At 64.6% G+C, this 21,277-nt stretch carries 17 protein-coding genes; 9 read left to right on the top strand and 8 right to left on the bottom strand.

Annotated elements, in window-relative coordinates; all coding sequences use genetic code 11:
* Nucleotides 1–2,190 carry a glycosyltransferase gene (locus ACFQ00_RS11285; RefSeq protein WP_381490499.1) on the top strand — a complete coding sequence of 730 codons (2,190 nt, stop codon included), beginning with the start codon at nt 1–3 and terminating at the stop codon, nt 2,188–2,190.
* A gap of 109 nt (nt 2,191–2,299) precedes the next feature.
* Complete coding sequence (locus tag ACFQ00_RS11280; RefSeq protein ID WP_381490496.1) at nt 2,300–3,289, top strand: bile acid:sodium symporter family protein; 990 nt, start codon at nt 2,300–2,302, stop codon at nt 3,287–3,289.
* Here the strand turns inward: ACFQ00_RS11280 and ACFQ00_RS11275 are convergent.
* Complete coding sequence (locus ACFQ00_RS11275; protein WP_381490493.1) at nt 3,256–4,116, bottom strand: alpha/beta fold hydrolase; 861 nt, start codon at nt 4,114–4,116, stop codon at nt 3,256–3,258. The genes ACFQ00_RS11280 and ACFQ00_RS11275 overlap by 34 nt on opposite strands.
* A gap of 272 nt (nt 4,117–4,388) precedes the next feature.
* Between ACFQ00_RS11275 and ACFQ00_RS11270 the strand changes: the two genes are divergently transcribed.
* The 7 genes from ACFQ00_RS11270 (at nt 4,389) to ACFQ00_RS11240 (ending at nt 13,742) form a co-directional block, all read left to right on the top strand.
* Complete coding sequence (locus ACFQ00_RS11270; RefSeq protein WP_381490490.1) at nt 4,389–7,004, top strand: TonB-dependent receptor plug domain-containing protein; 2,616 nt, start codon at nt 4,389–4,391, stop codon at nt 7,002–7,004.
* Between the two features lie 76 nt (nt 7,005–7,080).
* Nucleotides 7,081–7,911, top strand: a complete 831-nt coding sequence (locus tag ACFQ00_RS11265) for an aspartate dehydrogenase (protein WP_381490487.1) — start codon at nt 7,081–7,083, stop codon at nt 7,909–7,911.
* A 67-nt stretch (nt 7,912–7,978) separates the two neighbouring features.
* On the top strand, nt 7,979–8,710 hold the full coding sequence (locus tag ACFQ00_RS11260) for a TenA family transcriptional regulator (RefSeq protein WP_374598556.1): 732 nt from the start codon (nt 7,979–7,981) through the stop codon (nt 8,708–8,710).
* A 69-nt stretch (nt 8,711–8,779) separates the two neighbouring features.
* Complete coding sequence (locus ACFQ00_RS11255; protein WP_381490484.1) at nt 8,780–9,121, top strand: Rieske (2Fe-2S) protein; 342 nt, start codon at nt 8,780–8,782, stop codon at nt 9,119–9,121.
* Nucleotides 9,122–9,146: 25 nt separating this feature from the next.
* Nucleotides 9,147–10,709 carry an FAD-dependent oxidoreductase gene (locus ACFQ00_RS11250; protein WP_381490481.1) on the top strand — a complete coding sequence of 521 codons (1,563 nt, stop codon included), beginning with the start codon at nt 9,147–9,149 and terminating at the stop codon, nt 10,707–10,709.
* Between the two features lie 80 nt (nt 10,710–10,789).
* On the top strand, nt 10,790–12,232 hold the full coding sequence (locus ACFQ00_RS11245; RefSeq protein ID WP_381490478.1) for a hypothetical protein: 1,443 nt from the start codon (nt 10,790–10,792) through the stop codon (nt 12,230–12,232).
* A 10-nt stretch (nt 12,233–12,242) separates the two neighbouring features.
* On the top strand, nt 12,243–13,742 hold the full coding sequence (locus tag ACFQ00_RS11240) for a gamma-glutamyltransferase (protein ID WP_381490475.1): 1,500 nt from the start codon (nt 12,243–12,245) through the stop codon (nt 13,740–13,742).
* A 143-nt stretch (nt 13,743–13,885) separates the two neighbouring features.
* Here ACFQ00_RS11240 and ACFQ00_RS11235 read toward each other — a convergent pair whose 3' ends face one another.
* The 7 genes from ACFQ00_RS11235 to ACFQ00_RS11205 all read right to left on the bottom strand — a co-directional run bounded on the left by ACFQ00_RS11235 (nt 13,886) and on the right by ACFQ00_RS11205 (nt 21,204).
* Nucleotides 13,886–14,650 carry an SDR family NAD(P)-dependent oxidoreductase gene (locus tag ACFQ00_RS11235; protein ID WP_381490472.1) on the bottom strand — a complete coding sequence of 255 codons (765 nt, stop codon included), beginning with the start codon at nt 14,648–14,650 and terminating at the stop codon, nt 13,886–13,888.
* A complete protein-coding gene (locus ACFQ00_RS11230) occupies nt 14,647–15,405 on the bottom strand; it encodes a TSUP family transporter (RefSeq protein ID WP_381490468.1) in 759 nt (252 codons plus the stop codon). The genes ACFQ00_RS11235 and ACFQ00_RS11230 overlap by 4 nt, the downstream gene beginning before the upstream one ends.
* 18 nt (nt 15,406–15,423) lie before the next feature.
* Entirely contained in the window at nt 15,424–16,872 is a 1,449-nt protein-coding gene (locus ACFQ00_RS11225; RefSeq protein ID WP_381490465.1) for an aldehyde dehydrogenase family protein, read from the bottom strand.
* On the bottom strand, nt 16,869–17,339 hold the full coding sequence (locus tag ACFQ00_RS11220) for a GlcG/HbpS family heme-binding protein (protein WP_374598540.1): 471 nt from the start codon (nt 17,337–17,339) through the stop codon (nt 16,869–16,871). Before ACFQ00_RS11220 ends, ACFQ00_RS11225 begins: the two co-directional genes overlap by 4 nt.
* A gap of 99 nt (nt 17,340–17,438) precedes the next feature.
* Nucleotides 17,439–18,140, bottom strand: a complete 702-nt coding sequence (locus ACFQ00_RS11215; protein ID WP_381490462.1) for a GntR family transcriptional regulator — start codon at nt 18,138–18,140, stop codon at nt 17,439–17,441.
* 181 nt (nt 18,141–18,321) lie between these two features.
* Nucleotides 18,322–19,944, bottom strand: a complete 1,623-nt coding sequence (locus ACFQ00_RS11210; protein WP_381490459.1) for a long-chain fatty acid--CoA ligase — start codon at nt 19,942–19,944, stop codon at nt 18,322–18,324.
* 45 nt (nt 19,945–19,989) lie between these two features.
* Complete coding sequence (locus ACFQ00_RS11205; protein ID WP_381490457.1) at nt 19,990–21,204, bottom strand: acyl-CoA dehydrogenase family protein; 1,215 nt, start codon at nt 21,202–21,204, stop codon at nt 19,990–19,992.
* Nucleotides 21,205–21,277 lie beyond the last annotated feature (73 nt).

The raw sequence follows: 21,277 nt of genomic DNA, 5'->3' as shown, positions 1-21,277 counted from the left end.
TTGAACACACTCCCGCTGATCGAAACGCTGGCGCCCCTCGCCCTGGTGCTTGGGGCGCTGATCCTGTTCGGCGGTGTCCGCTACAGCCGGGCGGGCATCATCACGACTGTCGGCGCCACGATCCTCTACTATCTCCACTGGCGAATCACGCGGACGATTCCATGGTCCGGCGGCCCCGGCGACCTCTGGTGGCCGCTCCTCTGCCTCACCGTGGAGCTCGCGGCCTTGTTTGATGCCGCGATCCTGCTCGCGATCCTCTCCCGTCCCACCGACCGCTCGGCCGAAGCCGACGCTGGCGAAGCCCTGCTGCGCGCACGATGGACCGAGAGCGCCGCGAAGCTGCCTCCCGTCGACGTGTTCATCGCGACCTACAACGAGCCGCGCGACGTTCTGGAAAAGACCATTCTCGGATGCCTTGCGCTGAACTGGCCCGACGCGCGGATTTGGGTGCTCGATGACGGGCGCAGGCAGTGGGTCCACGACCTCTGCGTCGCGAAGGGCGCCGGCTACATCAACCGTCCCGACAACAAGGGCGCCAAGGCCGGCAACATCAACCACGCGCTCACGCTCACGACCGCACCCTATGTCGCGGTGTTCGATGCCGATTTCGTGCCCCGGCGCGATTTCCTGCTGCGCACGATGGGCTTCTTCGAAGACGAGAAGATCGGGATCGTCCAGATTCCGCACAGCTTCTACAACCACGATCCGATGCAGACGAATCTCGGCCTGCAGCAGGCGATGCCGGACGATCAGCGTTTCTTCTTCGAAGCCATCATGCCCGGCCGCGACGGCTGGGATGCCTCGTTCTGCTGCGGCTCGAATTCCGTCACGCGGCGCAAGCTGTTCGAGGATATCGGCGGCGGCCTGCCCGAAGGCTCGATCACGGAAGACATGCTGCTGACGCTGGCGAGCCTGCGCCAGGGCTATGTCACGCGCTATCTCAACGAGCCACTCGCTTACGGCCTTGCGGCGGAAAGCACGGCGGCGTTCTTCGTGCAGCGGCAGCGCTGGGCGCAGGGTGCGATCCAGATCCTCTATCTCAAAGAAGGCCCGCTCGGCCCCGGCCTCAAGCTGCGGCACCGCCTGATGTTCCTGCCCTCGGCATGGATCACGCAGGGTTTGCAATCGGCCTTCGCGATCCTGATGCCGATCATGTTCATGCTCTTCAACCTGTCGCCGATGATCGACGTCGATCTGCCGAGTCTCACGAGTTATCTGCTGCCGCTGGTGCTGGCGCTGCTCGTCGGCATCACGCTGCTTGCGCCCTGCCGGTATTATCCGCTGGCGGCACAGGTTCTCGCGGTGTTCCAGATGTTCCGCATTCTCCCCGTCGTCCTGCAGACCCTGATCAAGCCGCACGGCCACGTCTTCAAGGTCACGCCCAAGGGCTCCGCGGCGGGAGGCGGAAACTGGGAAACGCGCGTGCTTTTCTCCTGCCTCTTTCTGATCGCCGCGAGCGTGGCGGGCATGGTCGCGAACATGGGCGCGGACTATCGCATCGTCGTACAAGACGAACTGCTGCCGATGGTGAGCTTCTGGCTTCTGCTCAACATGCTCGTCATGATCCTCGTCGCGATGATGTGCCTCGAAAAGCCGCGCATCCGCGGTGAGGAGCGGTTCGAGATCCAGCAGCCGCTGTCGCTGCTCAGCGACGCAGGCCACATGATCACCTCGGGCAAGGGCGATATTTCCCTGTCCGGCCTTGGCATGGAGGTCGCCGAGCCTGCTGATCTGGCGATCGGTGAGCGCGTGCAGGTGGTTCTTCCCGAAGTCGGCATCGTTCGCGGTTTCGTCCGCCGAACCGGCCGCCGCATCGGTGTCGCGTTCGATTTCCATTCCGAAGACGTGCGCGACCGCCTGATCGTCTGGCTGTTCACGAACCGGATTCAGGTCAATGCGCAGCGGCCCTCCGCTATGACTGTCGCCGGGGCGGTTATCCGGAGGCTGTGGGCCGCCGATCTCACGGTACAGGCCCTGCCCGCGCCCGCGCCAGAACCCGAAGCGCCGGAGATCAAGCTCTCCGCAGCGACCCGCCTCATTCAGCCCGCCGCCGTGCGCAAGCTGGCGGCGAATCTCGAAGCCGGTGTCGCGCTTGCCTCCTCTTCAGCCGAAGACGAATCGCTTGAAGAAGCCGGCGCCGCGCATTCCGCGAACCTCCCGGCGCCAAGGCAAGCCGGCCTAGGGCGATAAACGTCTACGATTTATCGATTGTCGACAGTATGCATATTGTGAAACGCATGGCTCCTGACATAAAACGCCTGCGCTAACGCCGCAGGGAGCGGCCGGATCAGGAGTCGCCATGCTGGTCAAGTTGCGCCCGGACGGGTTCACGATCGCGCTTTTCACCGTCGTCGCCATCGCCAGCGTGCTGCCCTGCCGGGGCGAGGTAGCAGACGCCTTCGCGATCGCCACGCGGCTTGCCATCATGCTGCTGTTCTTCATGCATGGCGCCAAGCTCTCGCGCGAGGCGATCGTGCGCGGCGCAGGCGCGGTGAAGCTGCACGTGTCGGCCCTCAGCGTCACCTACATCGTGTTCCCGCTGATCGCGCTCGCGATCGCGCTGGCGCCAGACCGGATCATTTCCGCCGACATCAAGGCGGGCCTCATGTTCCTCGCCGTGCTGCCTTCCACCGTCCAGTCGTCGATCGCGTTCACGTCGATCGGGCACGGCAATGTCGCCGCGGCGGTCTGCAGTGCATCACTTTCCAACATCATCGGCGTGTTCCTCACGCCCCTGCTCGCCGGTCTGCTGATCCATGCCCAGGGCGCCGGCGGCGAGATCGACACGGTCGCGGCGATCCGCTCTGTGGTGGTGACACTTCTGATACCGTTCATCGTCGGGCACCTGTCGCGGCCCTTGATCGGCCGCTTCGTCGATCGCCACAAGGCGTTCCTCAGCAAGCTCGACCGCGGCTCGATCCTGCTCGTCGTCTACACGGCGTTCAGCGCGGCGGTTGTCGACGGGCTATGGTCACGCGTTTCGGGTGTCGACCTCGCGACCATCGCGGGGCTTTCCGTCCTGCTGCTCGCCGCGGTGCTGCTGGTTTCCCTCGCGCTGTCGCGTGTGCTCGGCATGTCGCGGGCGGACGAGGTGGCGCTGGTGTTCTGCGGCTCCACGAAGAGCCTTGCGAGCGGCGTGCCGATCGCGGCGGCGCTGTTCGCGGCGCCGCTCGTCGGGATGCTGATCCTGCCGCTGATGATCTATCACCAGATCCAGCTCATCGTCTGCGCCGTGATCGCGCGCGTCTACGCGGATCACCCGGAGGCTGTCGCCAGCGCGGCGGAATGAACCCTTCGCATATGCCCGCGGAAGGCCTCGGCAAAGCAGCGGGGGTGCGAAATGTGCGCGCCGTGTCCCCCGTCCACCGGCGCGACATTCATGGCCGGGAGTCTCGCGGCAATGCGTTCCACAACCGCCGTGTAAGCCGGTAGCGTCCCGGTGCCGGTCGACATCGTGATCGGCCCGTGAAAGCCCGCCAGCGCGCCCACATCCACGGCAAGCCGCTCGGGATCATGGAACTGATCGAGCCAGGTATGCGCATTGTTCAGGATCGCCGCGCGCGCCGCGCCGTCGAACAAGGTATCCCACGTCCCCTCGCCAAACGCGACACGTTCGATGAAGAGCCGCGCGCCCTCTTCCGTCTCGCCGCGCGTCAGCAATTCTGCCGCCTGTTTCATCAGCCCCGCCGCTTCGGCGCGCAGCGCCTCGCTCTCATCTCCGGCAAGCAATGCAAACACGGGCGGTTCATGCAGCATCAGGCTGCGCACGCGCGCGGGGAAGCGCGCCGCGAGCATGATCGCGATCGTCGCGCCATAGGAATGGCCGATCACATGCGCAGCCTCGATTCCAAGCGCCGCGAGCAGACCCGCGGCATCCTCCACATCTTCCCCAAGACGTCCCTGCCCCGGCGGCGCGGTGCTCGCGCTGTGTCCGCGGCGATCGTAGCGAATGATTCGAAAATCGCCGGCAAGCGCCTGCACGACTCCGTCCCAGCTGCCATGATCGTCCCATGATCCGTGAATGCAAAGCACCGGCTCGGTCCCCGAACCCTCTTCACGCCACGCAAGCGATACGGGGCCGAGATCGACACGCGAAATATCATCCGAACCGGTCATGAATTCCATTGCCTCCAGACTTGAATTTGGCTGGAAAACTCATTTCAAACATGGATTTATCGTAGAAGGAGAATTTTTCAGAGGAGCCAGTTGACTCCTTTCGTCCACTGTATACACTTCAATTCGTCCACTGTATACAGTGGCCAAAATCAAAAAAGTTACTGCGAGTATCGAAGAGGGAATTCGACCAACGCGGGCGGAACTGACTCACAACAATCGCTAAAAACGACGTGCCTGAGTCTCGTCCGTGGGTCTTAAGAGGGGGTGAAGCGATGGTTTCGTATCATAATTCGCGCAGTGCTGCGCGAAGCCAAAAGTCGTATTCGTATGCCACGGTCTCGGCACTTCTGGTCGCCACGACGTGCCTTTCCACATTGCCGACAACCGCATTCGCACAGGCGGAAGATCCAGCCGCTGAAGAAACCATCATCGTCACGGGATCGCGCCGCGAGGCGCGCTCTGTGGCCGATCTTCCGGCCCCCGTCGATATCTTCAGTGCGGAGGATCTCTCGCGTCAGGGCAGCCCGGACGTTGCCAATCTGCTGCGTCAGATCGTGCCTTCGCTCAACGTGAACGACAATACGATCAGCGGCACGGCATCGGGCATTCGCCCGGTCACGCTGCGCGGCCTGTCGCCTGACCACACGCTGGTTCTGGTGAACGGCAAGCGGCAGCATCGCGCCTCCGATATCCCGACTTTCTCGGGCGGCATTTCAGACGGCGCGCAGGGGCCGGACATGGCCTCGATCCCCGCGATCGCGCTGAAGCAGGTTCAGGTGCTGCGAGACGGCGCCGCCGCGCAATACGGCTCCGACGCCATCGCCGGCGTCGTGAACTTCATCATGAGCGATGCGCCCGAGGGTGGAACCATCCAGGCGAAAATCGGCAGCACCTACAAGGGCGACGGTGATTCCTATCAGGTCGCGGCAACGTGGGGCACGCGCCTCGGAGAAAACGGTTTCGTCCGCTTCAGCGGCGAATACAGCGACACCGACATGACGACGCGCGCCGTGCAGCGCGGCGACGCGCAGGCGCTGATCGACGCAGGCTTCGAGGATGTGCCCACCCCCGCCACGCGCTTCGGTTCCCCGGCATTCAAGGACGACATCAAGACGTTCGTGAACATGGCGGTCGAAAATGGCCTCGGTGGCGAATTCTACGCCTTCGGCGGCTATGCACAGCGCACCGTCTACAACGATTTCTTCTATCGCAACGCCGCCGATCGGCAGGGCGTGTTCACGGACGGCGCGGGCAATTATCTCGTCGGCGACATGACGCCCGATGATGGCGTCACCTGCGACGGCGGCATCGATTTCGGCGGCACCGGCATCGTCAACGATCCGATCGGCGTCAATGATCCGGATGCCCTCGCCCGTCTTGCCGCGGCGTCCGCCAATCCGAACTGCTTCGTTGCACAGAATGTGCATCCGGGCGGCTACACACCGCTGTTCGGCAACAAGATCAAGGACATCTACGGATCGCTCGGAATGCGCGGCGATATCACCGACAAGCTGAGCTACGATGTCAGCTTCGGTGCCGGTCGCCATTCGATGCACATCTTTGTCGGCAATTCCTTGAACCCGAGCCTCGGCACGGGATCGCCGGTGGATTTCAAGAACAACGGCAAGCGGCACCAGTCCGAAATGGTGTTCAATGCCGACCTCAATTACGCCGCCGACGTCGGCTTCCATTCGCCGCTCAATATCGCGGGCGGTGTCCAGTGGCACCGCGAACAGTTCGAGGTGATCGCGGGCGATCCCGAAACCTATCTCGCGGGCGTGCTCGCGACACAGGGTTTCCTTGTCGGTGAAGAATCCTATCCCGGCTATTCGCCCGCCATTGCCGGCACGTTTTCGCGCCGGAACATCTCCGCCTATCTCGATCTTGAAGCCAACGTCACCGAGGCGCTCGTGCTCGGCACGGCGGTCCGCTTCGAAGACTTCAGCGATTTCGGCAGCAAGGTGACGTACAAGCTCTCCGGCCTTTACAATATCACCGAAGATTTTGGCATTCGCGGCACCTACGCGACCGGCTTCCACGCGCCGACGCCGGGCCAGCAGAACTACAGCGGTCTCACCACCGAACTCACCACCGATGGCCGGCTTATCCAGTCGGGCATCATCCCCGCCACCAATCCGGCGGCGGTTGCGGTGGGCGGCAAGCCGCTGAAGCCCGAAACGTCGAAGAGCTTCAGCCTCGGCTTCGTCTACGATGCCGGCTGGCTGAGCCTCACGGTCGATTATTTCAACATCAAGATGAAGGATCGCCTCACCCAGTCCGCCAGCTACGCGCTGACGGACGAGCAGAAGGCCGCACTCGTCGCCGCGGGTTATCTCAGCGCCGTCGATCTCGGCTCGGTGCGGTTCTTCACCAACGACTTCTCGTCGAAGACGCAGGGCGTCGATGTGGTTGCAACGATGCCGCTCGATTTCATTCCCGGCGGCAAGACGAACTTCAGCCTCGCCGGCAACTGGACGGAAACCAAGGTCACATCCTTCGATCCGACAGACCCCGACGAGCTCCTGAGCGTGACGCGCGTTCTGCAGCTGGAAAAGAACCTGCCCCGTTATCGCGGCAATGCCTCGATCACGCACACGGCAGATAATTGGCGGGCCCTGGCGCGCGTCAATTATTACGGCAAGTACACCGAGATGCACGTCAACTCGGGCGGCCTCAGAATCGATGCCGGTAGCGAAATCACGTTCGATGCCGAACTCGGCTACAATATCACGCCGGCCATCGAACTTTCGGTGGGTGCTCAGAACCTGCTCAACAACAATCCGGACATCAATCCGTATCGCTTCATCCTCGGGTCGAAATATCCCACCACGTCGCCGATGGGCGTGAATGGCGGCACGTATTACGCACGCGTACAGTTCCAGTTCTAGTTTCGTATGAGCAGGCGGTGGCGCGGTGCGTTTCAAGCGCATCGCGCCATAGCCTTTTCAAACACGCAAAAGGCGCATGATGAGGAAAAGCATTGCTGCGGCCCCGCTGAAGGTCGGAATCGTCGGGCTGGGCGTGATCGGCAAGATCGTTTCTTCCGCTCTCGATGAAGGCATCCCCGGCCTGTCGCTCGCAGCCATATCGGTGCGCGACGCAGCGAAAGCTGCCGCGAGTCTCGGCACGCTCCGAACACCGGTTCCGCTGCTTTCGATCGGCGAACTGGTCGCGGCGGCAGACATTGTCTTCGATTGCGCCGTGGCGGCCGCGCATATCGACATCGCGCACCCCGCCATCGCTGCAGGCAAGACCTTCCTCACGATGAACTCGGGCGCCTTGCTGCATCATCCCGAGCTGTTCGATCTTGCCGAAAAAACCGGCGCACGTATCGTCGTACCTTCGGGCGGCATCGTCGGTTTCGATGGCATTCGCGCCCTCGCGCGCGCGGGTTTCGATGCGGTGACGCTGGTTTCGCGCAAACCTCCCGAAAGCCTGATCGGCGCGCCGCACATCGTGCGCGAAGGCTTCGATCTTTCCGGGCTCGACGCGCCAATGCTGGTGTTCGAAGGCAGCGCCGCCGAAGCCGCGCGCGCCTTCCCCGCCAACGCCAACGTTGCCGCAACGCTCAGCCTTGCGACGCTCGGCCCCGATAAAACGCGCGTCGAGATGTGGGCCGACCCCGCAGTCGACTGCATCTATCAGGAAATCCTCGTCAAATCGCCCGCGGCCGAGCTGCGGATCGAGGTGAAGAGCTACAAGATGCCCGATAACCCGCGCACCGGCACGCTCACGCCGCTGTCCGCGATCGCGGCGCTGCGTTCGCTCGTTCCGGCAACGCGGATCGGCGGCTAGAAGCACGTTGACTCATTTATGCATACTGTATACACAAAACGGGATAGCGGATTCAGGGAGAGACGATATGACCGAACTTCTCAGCAAGGAGGCCTTCAAGGCCGCGATCAAGGAGGCCATGCAGGGCCGCGCCGCCAAGGACGCGTCGTTCAGCCTCGCGTGGATGAATGGTGAGCTGACCCGCGAGCATTTCTGCCGCTGGGCGGAAAACCACTTCTACTATGTCGGCCCTTTCGCCGACTATCTGGCCTATATCTATGCGAACGCGCCCGAGCACGCGATGGATGCCAAGGATTTCCTCCTCCAGAACATGTACGAGGAAGAACTCGCTGACATCCGTCACACCGATCTGCTGATCCGCTTCGCCGAAGCCTGCGGCACCACCGCCGAGCGCGTGATGGACCCGACCAACGTGAACCCGGTTACGCGCGGTTTCCAGGGCTGGTGCTATGCCACCGCCATGCGCCGCAACTGGGTCGTCGCCAGCGCCGCGCTGATCGTCGGCCTCGAATCGCAGGTGCCGGACATTTACCGCCGCCAGTATCCGGTGCTGATCGAGAAATACGGCTTCACAGAAGACGAAGCCGAATTCTTCGAACTCCACATCTCGTCGGACGAGGTGCACGGTGCGCGCGGCTACGAGATCGTGCTCAAGTACGCCGACACGCCTGCGCTGCAGCAGGAGTGCCTCGAAGCCGTGCGCGATGCCGCCGACATGCGCTTCTCCTACACCAAGGCGCTTTACGACTATTACGTGCAGGGCAGCAGCAAAACAGCGCCGCAGGCCGTCGCGGCCTAAGCAGCGCGTCGTTGAAGGGGGCAAGGCCGGGCAGGTTTCCTCCCGGCCTCGAGGGGAACGTGCGGGATCATGGCTGAGTGGGTGGAAGCCGTCGAACTCGACGTGCTCCGGAAGAAGAAGAAGGTGCTTGCGAACGTCGGCGGCGAAGATGTCGTCGTCTATCTGTTCGAAGGCGAGCCCCGCGCCATGGCGGACATCTGCGTCCACAAGCAGAAGCGGCTCTTCAAGGGCCTGATCTTCCAGGGCAAGCTCATCTGCCCCGGCCACCAGTGGGCCTTCGACGTCAACACCGGCTGGGAAGAGCAGATGGGCCGCTGTCAGCCCGTCTACGACACGCGCGTCACGAACGGCATGGTCGAGATTTTCGCCGAGCCGCGCGTCATCGTGAGCCCCGTTGCCGTTGCAAACTGAATCCAAAACCGGAGACCAAGGCCCGATGCGGCAATTCGTTCTGATCGGCGGCGGCCACACGTCCGCCTCCGCCGCCCGCGCACTTCGCAAGCAGGGCTTCGACGGCAAGATCGTGATCGTCGGCGATGAAGTCCATGCGCCTTACCAGCGTCCGCCGCTGTCCAAGGACTATCTCTCCGGCAGCGCCGACCACGACGAGATCTGGTCCGTGTCGCCGGACTGGTACGCCGAAAACAACGTCGAACTTCGCCTCGGCGTTCCCGCCAGGCGCATCGACGTCGAAACGCTCGGCGTGGAGCTTGCCGACGGCAGCACGCTCGCCGCCGACGCCGTGCTGATCGCCACCGGCGTGTCGCCGCGCCGCCTGCCCGGCGTCACCTCGTCCGCCGTCCATTATCTGAAGACGCTCGATGACGCGCAGGCGATCAAGGCGAAGCTCCGCGAAGGCCTGCGCGTCGTCATTGTCGGCGCCGGTTTCATCGGCCTCGAAATCGCTGCCGCCGCACGCAGCGCGGGCGCCGACGTCACCGTCCTCGAAGCCGCAGAAACACCGCTCGAACACATCCTCGGCAAGGATATCGGCGACATCGTCGCGCGCATCCACAAGGATCAGGGCGTAGACATCCGCTGTGGCGTGATGGTGGACGCCATCGAGGACACCGCAACCGGCGTCGTCGTCCGCACGAAGGACGGCACGACGCTCGAAGGCGACATGGTTGTCGTCGGCATCGGCGTCACCCCCAACGACCAGATCGCCCGCGCCTCCGAAATCACCGTCGGCAACGGCATCCGCGTCGACGAATTCTGCCGCACATCGGCGGTCGGCGTCTATGCGGCGGGCGACATCGCCAATCACGCGCATCCGGTCGCGGGCCGCGTCCGCGTCGAGCATTTCGACAACGCCACACGCCAGGCGCAGGCCGCCGCCGCGAACATGCTCGGCGTCCGCACCGAATACACCGACGTGCACTGGTTCTGGTCGGATCAATACGACTACAACCTCCAGTTCGCCGGACACGCCGCGAAGTGGGACGAGATTGTCTTCCGCGGCGATGTCGAAGGCCGCGACTTCAGCGCCTTTTATCTGAAGGACGGCCACGTGGTCGCCGTCTTCGGACTCGATCGCGGCGGCGACGTGATGCACGCGAAAACGCTGATCGCCGATAAGCGCAGCGTCGACCGCGCGCTGCTCGCCGACGACGATACCGAGATGACCGAGATCATCTTCGGCAAGGAAGAGCCGGACGAAGAGGATGCAACACCCGCCGAATCCTCACCCGACGATTTCCAGCGCGTCGCGCGCAGCGGGCAGGTGACCGAGGGCATGGTGCGCCGCTTTTCGGTGGAAGGCACCGAGATCGCCGTCGCGCGTGCCAGCGGCAAGGTGTACGCTCTGCACAATCTCTGCACCCACCTCGCCTGCCACCTCGCCTCGGGCAAGGTGGAGGGCAAGGGGCTCACCTGTCTGTGCCACGGATCGATCTTCGAGCTGGAGACGGGCGTGCCGATCAATCCGCCGGCAACCCGGCCGGTCCGCACCTATCCAACGCTGGAGAAGGACGGGCAGATTTACGTCAAGGTTTCGTAGGTTACCGAACAAAAAAATAGCGAGCATACAAACCAACCCGAGAGAGGGCCGGACCTGCGGAGGGCCGGAAAGAGGGGGCGGTGGTACTGAGTATGGGCATGACGCCTGCGCACTGGACATTCGTCCTGGTGGTCGTTGCAATCATTCTGGCCATGGCGTTTCGCCGCGGCGTGATCATCCTGTCGATCCTCGGCATCGTGGCGCTGGGCTTTCAGTCCGTGAACGCCGGAACCGGCGCGGTGGATCGCACGATCTTTGCCGTGCAGAGCGTGTTCAAGGCGATGCTGATGTCCGGCACGCAGCTGTTCGACATCGTGCTGCTGATCGCGCTGATGCTCGCCATGCTGCGTTCGCTGCAGGCACAGGGCGTCGACGAGATGATGGTCGCGCCGCTGCGCAAGTTCATGGTCGGGCCGTGGTCGGCGTTCTTCGTGATCGGCGGCGCCATGTACATCGCCTCGGTGTTCTTCTGGCCCTCGCCCGCCGTGGCGCTGATCGGCACCGTGCTGATCCCCGTCGCTGCCCGCGTCGGCCTTCCCGCGATGGGCGCCGCGGTCGCGATGAACATCGCCGGGCACGGCATGGCGCTTTCCGCCGATCCCGTGATCCAGGCCGCGACCCGCATCAGCGCCAGCGCCGCCAACCTGCCGTCGAGCGCGGTGATGCCCTACACGTCGCTGTTCTCCACGATCCTCGGCGTCGTCGCGTTCGCGGTGGCCGCGCTGCTCCTGCACCGGGATATGCGCAAAGGCCGCCTCGAGGAGGGCCCGGCGATCTCGATCTCGGTCAGCGTCGTCGTCACCGCAGGCGCCCCGCCCGTGCCCGGCCGGTTCAGCCGCCTGCTCGCTTTCTGCGTGCCGCTCGTGCTGCTCGGTGTCGGCGCGCTGATGATCTACCGGGCCGTGTTCACGCCCGACAAGGCGATCTACGGCAGCGATGCGACCGCACTTCTCGGCGGCACCGCAGTCGGCCTACTCATCCTCGCCAGCCTCGCGCATGAAGGCCACCGCGCGCTCGAAGGCATCGTCATCCACCTGACGGAAGGTTTCCTCTTCGCCATCCGCATCTTCGCGCCCGTCATCCCCATCGTCGCCTTCTTCCTGCTCGGCGATCCGAAACACGCGATCACCGTGCTCGGCGATGGCACGCCCGGTTATCTCATGGATGTCGGCCGCATCGTCGGCGAAAGCATAGAGGGCAACACCACCCTGCTCGCCTTCGGCATCCTCCTCATCGGAATGCTCTCCGGCGTGGAAGGATCGGGCTTTTCGGGCCTGCCGCTCACCGGCGCACTCAGTGCCGCGCTCGCGGGCGTCTCGCCCGAAAACGTAGCCATCCTCGCGGGCGCCGGGCAGATCGCGAGCGTATGGGTCGGCGGCGGCACCATCATCCCCTGGTCGGGCGTGTGCGCCGTCGCAGGCATCGCCGGCGTCTCGCCGGAGGAGCTTGCCCGCCGCAATCTCATCCCCGTGTTCCTCGGCCTGCTCACCGTCGGCATCGTCGCCGCGCTGATGCTGGAATAGGGTAGCGCGAATGGCAAAAGGCGACGATGGATCGAGCGCGGCCAGTGCCGTCCGCTGGCGCGAAACCGGCGCCGAAGCGATCATGGCGGAGCAGTGCCAGGCGCGCGGCGAATGGGGCATCGTCGCAGCCGCCGCGCCCACGGCCGCCCTCATCGGCGCCGAGGCATTGCGCGCCGGCGGCAACGCCTATGATGCCGTGGTCGCCGCCGCGCTTGCGGAAACCGTGTTGCTGCCCCCGAAATGCGGGCTCGGCGGAGACCTGATCGCACTGGCCTGGGCGCCCGAGCAGACAGCGCCCGAAGCCCTTCTCGCAATCGGCGGCGCACCCGCCGGGCTCGCCGATGTCGCGGCGCACGGCGCGATGGAAGAAACAGGCCCCACATCAATCGGCGTCCCGGCCGCGCCCATGGGCTATCTCGCGCTCGCGGCGCGCGGACGCCTGCCGCTCGGCGACCTCGCCGCCCCGGCGATCGATCTCGCGCGGCGCGGCTTCGCATGGTCGCGTATCTGCTCGGTGCTGTCGGAGGAAGCCCGCACGCTCGTTGCCGCCATGAACCCGGCGGGCACCGTCTATTATCCCGGCGGCAAGGTGATCGCACCGGGAACGACAGTGCGCCTGCCCGGCATGGCCCGCATGATCGGCGAACTCGTCGAACGCCGCGAAGGCTTCTTCGGCGGCCCGGTCGGAAACGCCGTCGTTGCACGCATCGCCGAAGCGGGCGGCATCGTGACCGCAGCCGACCTGATGAGCGCGAGCGCGGACTGGACTGACGCCGCCAAAGCGCAGCTCTGCGGCATGGACCTGTTCGTTACCCCGCTCCCCACGCACGGTGCTTCGCTCGCCGATGCCGTGGCCGGGCTCGACGCGGAGAAGGCAGCATCGCAACCCGAAGTCTACCGCCACGTCGTCTCCGCGATCGCGAAGCGACGGCGCGAACTCTCCGGCCTGTCCGGCACCTCGATGGTCTCCGCCGTGGACGCGGACGGCACGATGGTCACCGTCATCCATTCGAATTCCTACCCGCGCTTCGGCAGCGGCATCATCGTCGGCGATTTCGATCTGATCCTCGCCAACCGCGCCGGGCGCGGTTTCAGCAGCACACCGGGCCACCCGAATTTCCCGCAGGCCGGGCGCCGCCCGGCAACGACGCTGCACGCATGGGCGACCCAGAAGGCAGACGGCACCCGCTTCCTCGGCGCCACCCCCGGCGGCGCCAACCAGATGCCGTGGAACGCGCAGACGCTCGCGCGCATCGGCGCCGGCGAAACCCATGTCGGCCGCCTTGTCGCCGCGCCGCGCTGGGAATGGAAACCGGGCGATGATTCCGTGATCGTCGAGGACGGCTTCGACGCGCAAACCCTCACGGATTTCGCCGCCGCCGCACCCGCCGTTCAGGCCGTCGACCGCTGGGCAACACGATCCGCAATGCAGATCCTCCGCCGCTCGCCAGATGAAGGCACAGCAGCGGCAGCAGACCCCCGCACCGTCGGTGCTTGCGTCGCGCTTTAGGACCAGTTTCCCCCCTCCCTCTTCAGGGGAGGGGCCGGGGGTGGGGCATCTCCACGAACGCCACGCCGGGCGGAACCGCCCCACCCCAACCCTTCCCCTGAAGAGGAGGGGCTTTCCCGATTCCGCCTGAATCAATCACGGTGCTAGAGACAAAGACCGCCATCGATGTGAATGCACTGCCCGGTAATCTGCCGGGCGTCCGCGCCGAGCAGAAATGCCACCAGCGCCGCCACATCGTCCGGCTCCGCAATGCGCCGCGTGGGTGTTTTTGCGGCCATCGCCTCCATCGCTTCGGCGGACATGGCGCGGTGCCCGGTCGCATCCTTGCGCGTATAGCCGGGCACGACACAGTTCACGGTCACGCCCTCCGGTCCGAATTCGACGGCAAGGGCTTTCGCCAGCGCTTCGATCCCGGCCTTGGCAGCGGCAGTGACCGGAAACAATTCGCCTTCCGCAAAGCGATGCGCAACGAAAGAGCTGATCGCCACGATGCGCCCGGCGCCTCCGCGCGCGAGCGGATCGGCGGCGGCAGTCGCGAGCGCGAAGAATGCCTCCGTCATACCGCGCAGCGAGCGGCTCAGTGTTTCGGGTGCCGCTTGCCGAAGCGGCGTCCGGTCCGCGAAACCCGCGTTTGCGACAAGCGCGTCCAGCCTGCTGAAGCGGGCGAGCGCAATATCGACCACGGATTGTGCGGCGCCCGGCGTATCGAAATCCGCGAACACGGTTTCAACGGGCGCACCTTCGCTCCGCAGCATTTCCGCCAATGCCTCCAATGCGCGGACCTTTTCTTCCGTGCGCCCGCTGGCGTGCAGCAGAAGGCTGTTCCCGGTCCCCGCAATCCGGCGCGCGACGGCCGCGCCGATACCGCTCGCCGCGCCGGTGATCAGCGTGACACGCCCACCCGTCACAGGATGCTCACCATCGCGCGGGCGATCAGAACCAGTGCGGATGCCCCCGAGATCCCCAGCACGAAGCGCCGAACAGCGTCATTCGAGATATGCCTGACGACGAGGTTCGAAAACGCGAAACCGACGAGCATCACCGGCACGTACACGAGCGTCGCCGTAAGCTGCTTCATGCCGAACTTGCCGATGACGATCAGCACGAGCAGCGAAAACATCGAACTCAGCAGGAAGAAAGCCGAAAGCGTCGCCCGGATCACCGGCCCGCCCGATTTCTGGTAGACGAGCGCGATCGTCGGCGAACCGGCGGACGTCAGCGTGCCCATGATCCCCGAGGTGAAACCGGCGAACACGAGGTTGCGCGGCGTCCGCTCGATACGCCCGCCGAACACGCTCAAGAGCACGGCGCCGAGGATGAGGATGCCGAACACCAGCTCATACGCGGAAAGCGGCAACAGGCTGTAGATCGCGCCCGCCACCACCGAGCCGACAACGCGGCCGGAAAAGGAAATGGCAAGGCCGGGCCGGTCGATCGAACCGAACTCGCGCCAGATCATCACCGACGAGAGAATGACGGTAAGGACCAGCACCGGCCCCGGCCCGAGGTTCGGATCGATGATGATGAGCGCGGGCGCGGAGACGAGGCCAAGCCCCATCCCGCTCGATCCCTGCACGATGGCGCCCACCAGCACGGCGAACGCCGCAAGCGTAAGGAGCGTCCAGTCGACAGGCGGAAGGCTTGCGGCAATGCCGCTCAGCATGGCGAACGCAGCCGGGTGTTACGCGCCGAGATAGACCGCCTTGGTGAGCGTGTAGAAGTCCATGACCCCATGCCCGGCCTGTTCCTTGTACGTCTGGTTGCTCGAATGCTTGATGCCGCCGAAGGGCGCCGTGCTGGCGACGCCGCCCGTGGCGCTGTTCACCTTGATGATGCCCGCCTCGATATCCTTCGCGTAGGAGAGGATCGAGGAGAGGTCGCGCGTAACGATCGATGCGGCGAGGCCGTATTCCACATCGTTCGCCAGCGCGACCGCCTCGGCATAGCTCGCGGCCCGGTGGAACGCGAGCACGGGGCCGAAGATTTCTTCCCGTGCCAGCCGCGAGGATGGCGGCACGTCCACGAACACCGTCGGCGGAATGAAGAAACCACCTTTTGCCTCGTCGAGGTCGGGGAGATCGTCCGGCCCGGCGAGCATTTTCAGCCCTTCCGCCTTGCCGACCGCGATCATGCCGCGCACCTTGTCGTATTGCGCGCGCGTCGCCACGGGTCCCATCGTCGTCGCGGCATCGAGGCCGCTGCCGAGCACGAAGCCCTTCGCCGCCGCGACCACCTTCTCGACGATCGCGTCGTAGATGTCGCCCACGATGATCGCGCGGCTGGTTGCGGTGCACGCCTGCCCGGTGAGCGAGAAGGCGCCCTGCACGATGATCTTCGCGGCCTTGTCCGGGTCCGCGTCGGCGAGCACGATGCAGGGGTTCTTGCCGCCCATTTCGAGCTGCAGGCGCTTGTCCGGGCCGGCGGCACGGTGGATGGCGCAGCCGGTCGCATAGGAGCCGGTGAAGGTGACGGCCCGCACGGAAGGCGCTTCGACGAGCGCGTTTCCGAGTTCGGGGCCGTGGCCTTGTACCAGTGCTATGGTTCCGGCTGGCACACCGGCTTCAAGCAGGATCTCGACCATACGCTGACCCGAGAGGGGCGAGATTTCCGAAGGCTTGAACAGCACGCCATTGCCGGTCGCGAGCGCCGGCCCGATCTTGCGTGACGGGAGCGACACCGGGAAGTTCCACGGCGTGATGACGAGCACGATGCCCACCGGCTCCCGCACAGAATATACCATGCTATCCGCAACCGGGAACGTCTCCCCGCGCGTGCGCAGCGCCTCGCCCGCGTACAGGCGGAAGTTCGCCGCCACGCGTTTCCATTCGGTCGCGGCCGACGCCAGCGTCTTGCCCTCTTCGCGGGTCAGCTCGGCGGCGAGCGCATCGACGCGCGTCAGGATGATGTCGGCGGCACGGTTCAGAACCTCGACGCGAACCTCCGGGTTCGTCGCCGCCCACGCACGCCAGCCTTTTTCCAGCCCCGCGACAGCGGCGGCGGCATCGGCGGGCGACGATTTCGGAAACAGCCCCACGAGATCGCTGCCGTCCGCCGGATTGCGCCGCTCGAACGTCGCGCCGTCAGCGGCGGCGACCCATGCGCTGCCGATGAAGTTCAGGAAGGCGGTCATGCCTTCTTCGCCTGCTCCGGAATGGTCACGACGCCGCCGCCCGTCTGGCGCATGTGCTCCGCGAACGCCTCGATCGCCGTTTCGCACACCGCGATGTCCTGCTCGCCGTTGCCGCCCGAAACGCCGATGCCGCCCACGACCTTGCCGTCCACGTAGATCGGATAGCCGCCCACGAACACGGTGATGCGGCCGCCGTGCTGCGTGAAGATGCCCCACGCCTCCTCGCCCGGGTAGGTGTTCGTGAACGTATGCGTCACGCGGCGGTGCGCGGCGGCGGTGAACGCCTTGTTCTCGGCGATCTGCACGCTCGTCACCTTGCCCTTGTCGAGCCGGCGCAGCGCGATCGGATAGCCCGCGTCATCCGCGATGCAGATGACGTGAATCCCTCCCAGTTCCTCGGATTTCTTCTGCGCGGCATCGAGCAGCAGCTCGGCTTCGGCCAGGCTCAGCACGTTCTTGGTGATCACGATTTTCCCCTGAATCGGACAACGGACAGTGAAAGCATACTGTATACACGAACCGCAGGTGTCAAGCACCCGCACCGTATCAGTCGACTGTATCCGCGATCAGGCGTCCGCAGCTTCCCGCGCGGCAATGTCCACAAGAAGCGCCTCGCCAATGCCCTTCACATGCGCCGTCGCCAGCGTCGCCGCCTTCTGCTCGTCGCCCGCGATCACGGCCTTCAGCACGTTCGCGTGCTCCATCCAAGATTCGAGCGCCCGCTCGTAAGACTTGGCGGAAAACAGCCAGTAGGTCCGGTCCCGTAGCGTCCGTACGAACTCGGCAAGGTAGCGGTTGCGCCCCGCATCCGCGAGCTCCAGGTGGAAGCGGTTATTGAGCACACGCAACTCATCAAGGTTCTGCGTTTCATGCGCGGCATTGCCCGCATCAAGCAGCGCGCTCAGCTTCGCCTTCAGCGCCGCATCGCAGTGCCTTGCCGCGTTGCGCGCACCGAGCCCTTCCAGCTCGGCCCGAAGCTCCACCGTTTCCGCGACCTCTTCATAGCTCATCATCTGCACCCGCGCGCCCTTGCGGCGGTTGATCTCGATGAGCCCTTCATGGGAGAGGATGTGCAGCGCCTCACGGATCGGATTGCGCGACACCCCGAACATTTCGGCGAGCTGCGGCTCAGGCAAACGGTCGCCCGGCTTGAACTGGCCGGAAAGGATCGCCTCACGAAGCGCATCCGCCACCACATCATTGAGAGAACGATGGCGGCTCCCGATTCCTTTCCACTCGCCCTTCATTGCAGCGGTCGGCGCTTCCACGACTGTTCCTTCCCAGGCACTTGAATGCAATTGACTGTATGGAGTCTGCACTAGACCCATAGCCCCGCAAGAGTAAAGCACGTGCCTCGCACGCGCCCGCCTGCGTTCAATAGCGTGTAGGTCCGGGAAGGCGGCCTGCCCCCATATAAACAGCTGGTTCTTCTACGTTTCCTTTACGCGCTCAAGCGAGCTCGACGTGCAAACGCGCACGTTCGCGTAGTACGGTTTTCAGCACCTTTCCAGTTGCCGAATGCGGCAATTCTTCCAGGAAGACGATGTCATCCGGCAACCACCATTTGGCGACGTGGGCCTCCAGAAAGCGCAGAATATCGCCGCGCGATACTGCGGAGCCGGGCTTTTTCACCACGTAGAGCAACGGCCGTTCGTCCCATTTGGGATGCGGGATGCCGACAACGGCAGCCTCCGCGACCCCTTCGCAGCCCAGCGCAGCGTTTTCGAGTTGAACGGAGCTGATCCACTCGCCGCCGGACTTGATCACGTCCTTCGCGCGGTCGGTGATCTGCATGTAGCCGAGCGGGTCGATCGTCGCGATATCACCTGTATCGAAGAAGCCGTCGCTGTCGAGCGCGGTCGCCTCGTGTCCGTAGTAACGCTCGACGATCCATGGCCCCCTGACCATCAGGCGGCCCGAGCTGGCATCGTCACGGGGCAAGAGCGCGCCCTCCTCGTCCTTCAGGCACATTTCCACACCGAACAGCGCACGCCCCTGCTTGCACCTTAGATCGAGTTGTGCCTCTGCGGGCAGTTCACTGCCTGCGGCGCTGAGCGCGCCGATCGTTCCGACCGGTGAAAGCTCGGTCATGCCCCAGGCATGCATCACCTCGACGCCGAACTGGTTTGCGAAGGTCTCGATCATCGATCGGGGCGCGGCAGAGCCGCCGATGATCACGCGCCGCAGGCTTCCTAGATCGGCGCCCGTTTCCTCCAGATACTGCAACATCGAAAGCCAGACAGTCGGCACTGCGCCGGTGATGTTCACGCCGTGGTCGATGATGAGATCATGGAGGACCTTCGCTTCGAAGTGCGCACCGTTCAGCACCAGTTTCGCGCCGACCATCGCCGACGCGTAGGGCAATCCCCAGGCGTTCGCGTGGTACATGGGTACGACTGGGAGCAGAACCGAACTCGAAGACAGGCAGAAGGCATCGATCTGGACGATCGCCAGGCTGTGGAGAACGTTGGAACGATGCGAATAGAGAACGCCCTTCGGGTTGCCCGTGGTGCCCGAGGTATAACAGAGACCGGCGGGCGCGTTCTCGTCGATCTCCACCCACGCGAAATCGCCCGTCTGTGCAGCGACCAGCTCCTCGTAGCACAGGAAATCGACACTCCGGCCTATCGGCATGTGCGTCCTGTCGGTCAGAAGCACATAATGTTCGATCGTCTCCAACTGCGGCGCCAGTTGCTCGACGAGGTCAACAAAGCTGAGATCGAGGAAAAGCACGCGGTCGCCCGCGTGATTGGCGATGTAGACGATCTGTTCGTGATAGAGGCGGGGGTTGATCGTATGGGCAACCGCACCAGCCCCCGGAATGCCGAAGCAGCATTCAACATGTCGGTGTGTATTCCACGCGAGCGTCGCCACCCTGTCGCCGATACCGATGCCGAGCGCGTCCAGCGCCTGCGCGAGCCGCCGCGCCCTGCCTGCGACTTCGGCCCAGTTCGAACGGTGCAGCCCGCCTTCGACCGTCTGCGTGACGATCTCACGTGTGCCATGATTGAGCGCCGCGTGATCGAGGAGCCTGGGCACGACGAGCGGCCAGTTCTGCATCAGGTTCAGCACTAACGATCTCCCCACATTTTTCTTATTTTTGTGCCGGTATCCGGCTCAGGCCACCATGGTGTTAGGATCGAGGCCCAGCATCACGCGCCCAAACGGCTCGAACGACGTATCCGGCTCGAACAGGAAGTGGTTGGCCATCATTGTGACGTCGCGCAGCGCGCGCTGCATCGGATGGCCCGCCATGAAGCTCGACGAGCCCGCAGCCGATGCCAGATTCTGCACGACATCCCGCGCCTCCGCTACGCAGTGCGCTGCGCCTGAACGGATATTGACGCGTTGAAGCGTGGTCAACGCTCCCGCCCGCTGCCAGTCCTTCAAATGCCGCGCCAGCGCATAGAGATACTCCTCCGCGGCCTGCAGGCGGGTTTCGGCGCGCGCGAGCCGGGTGACCGCCGCGCTATTGTCGAGCGTTCGCGTACCGTGGATCGGGCTCACATAGTTCGACAGCTTGTCGCGATAGGCATCGATCGCGCCGCGCGCTGCCGCCACGATCGGCGCCGCGGCACCGAAGGTCACGGCGGCGAAACGCGGCACCTTGTATTGCCAGCCTTCGAACTCGGCATAGCCACCGGCACCGCCAACGGCGGAAATCTCATACGGCACCACGCGCCGGTCGGGCACGAAGATATCCGGGAATTCGAGATCGTGACTGCCGGTTGCCCGCATTCCCGAGGCGTGCCACGTATCGTGGACGATGACCTGATCCGGTTTCACGAGGAAATCGGAAAGGCGGCCCTTGCCGTCCGGCCCTTCGCCTTCGGCGATCGTGCTGATCAGAATCCACTGCGCGTGGTTGATGCCGGTCGCCCACTTCGATCGACCGGTGAGCTTATAGCCACCCTCGACCTTCTTCGTATGCACCGTCGTCGGCGAGAGCATCACAGGACCGATACCCCAGCCGCGATCCGCCTGAATCTCGCGGCGTGTCTCTTCTGGGAACCCGAGCCATAGCCAATTGTGAATGATGAAGAAGCCGATCTGCCACGCGGACGAGGCATCGCCGCGGCCAAGCGCAACCACCACGCGGCAGGCCGTTTCCCAATCCAGCTGGTAGCCGCCCAGCGCCTTGGGAACGAGGATCTGATAGAAGCCCGCCTCGCCCGCCTCCCTTATCGTATCGTCGGAAATCCGCCGTGCGGCTTCGCCGTCCGCGGCGCGCGCGGCGACGCGCGGCGCCATGTCCCGCGCGCGTTGCACGAGCATTTCGGCGACCGCATTATCGCTGCCTGCATCCTGATTCCGCTGATCTTTCTCGGCCATGGCTCCGTACCCTTTTTCCGAAGTTCTCGGAGCCATAGTGTCATCGCCTTAGGGAAACGGTTAGGCGTGCCCT

The organism is Sphingosinicella xenopeptidilytica (assembly GCF_042676985.1).
Lineage (GTDB): Bacteria > Pseudomonadota > Alphaproteobacteria > Sphingomonadales > Sphingomonadaceae > Sphingosinicella > Sphingosinicella xenopeptidilytica.
Note: the sequence above shows the minus strand (reverse complement) of the source record. Positions and strands in the feature narration are given on the sequence as shown.

Excerpts from the sequence above, each read along its gene's own strand:
- ACFQ00_RS11280 (WP_381490496.1), top strand. The coding sequence starts at position 2,300 with ATGCTGGTCAAGTTGCGCCCGGACGGGTTCACGATCGCGCTTTTCACC.
- ACFQ00_RS11275 (WP_381490493.1), bottom strand. The coding sequence starts at position 4,116 with ATGACCGGTTCGGATGATATTTCGCGTGTCGATCTCGGCCCCGTATCG.
- ACFQ00_RS11270 (WP_381490490.1), top strand. The coding sequence starts at position 4,389 with ATGGTTTCGTATCATAATTCGCGCAGTGCTGCGCGAAGCCAAAAGTCG.
- ACFQ00_RS11265 (WP_381490487.1), top strand. The coding sequence starts at position 7,081 with ATGATGAGGAAAAGCATTGCTGCGGCCCCGCTGAAGGTCGGAATCGTC.
- ACFQ00_RS11260 (WP_374598556.1), top strand. The coding sequence starts at position 7,979 with ATGACCGAACTTCTCAGCAAGGAGGCCTTCAAGGCCGCGATCAAGGAG.
- ACFQ00_RS11255 (WP_381490484.1), top strand. The coding sequence starts at position 8,780 with ATGGCTGAGTGGGTGGAAGCCGTCGAACTCGACGTGCTCCGGAAGAAG.
- ACFQ00_RS11250 (WP_381490481.1), top strand. The coding sequence starts at position 9,147 with ATGCGGCAATTCGTTCTGATCGGCGGCGGCCACACGTCCGCCTCCGCC.
- ACFQ00_RS11240 (WP_381490475.1), top strand. The coding sequence starts at position 12,243 with ATGGCAAAAGGCGACGATGGATCGAGCGCGGCCAGTGCCGTCCGCTGG.
- ACFQ00_RS11230 (WP_381490468.1), bottom strand. The coding sequence starts at position 15,405 with ATGCTGAGCGGCATTGCCGCAAGCCTTCCGCCTGTCGACTGGACGCTC.
- ACFQ00_RS11225 (WP_381490465.1), bottom strand. The coding sequence starts at position 16,872 with ATGACCGCCTTCCTGAACTTCATCGGCAGCGCATGGGTCGCCGCCGCT.
- ACFQ00_RS11205 (WP_381490457.1), bottom strand. The coding sequence starts at position 21,204 with ATGGCCGAGAAAGATCAGCGGAATCAGGATGCAGGCAGCGATAATGCG.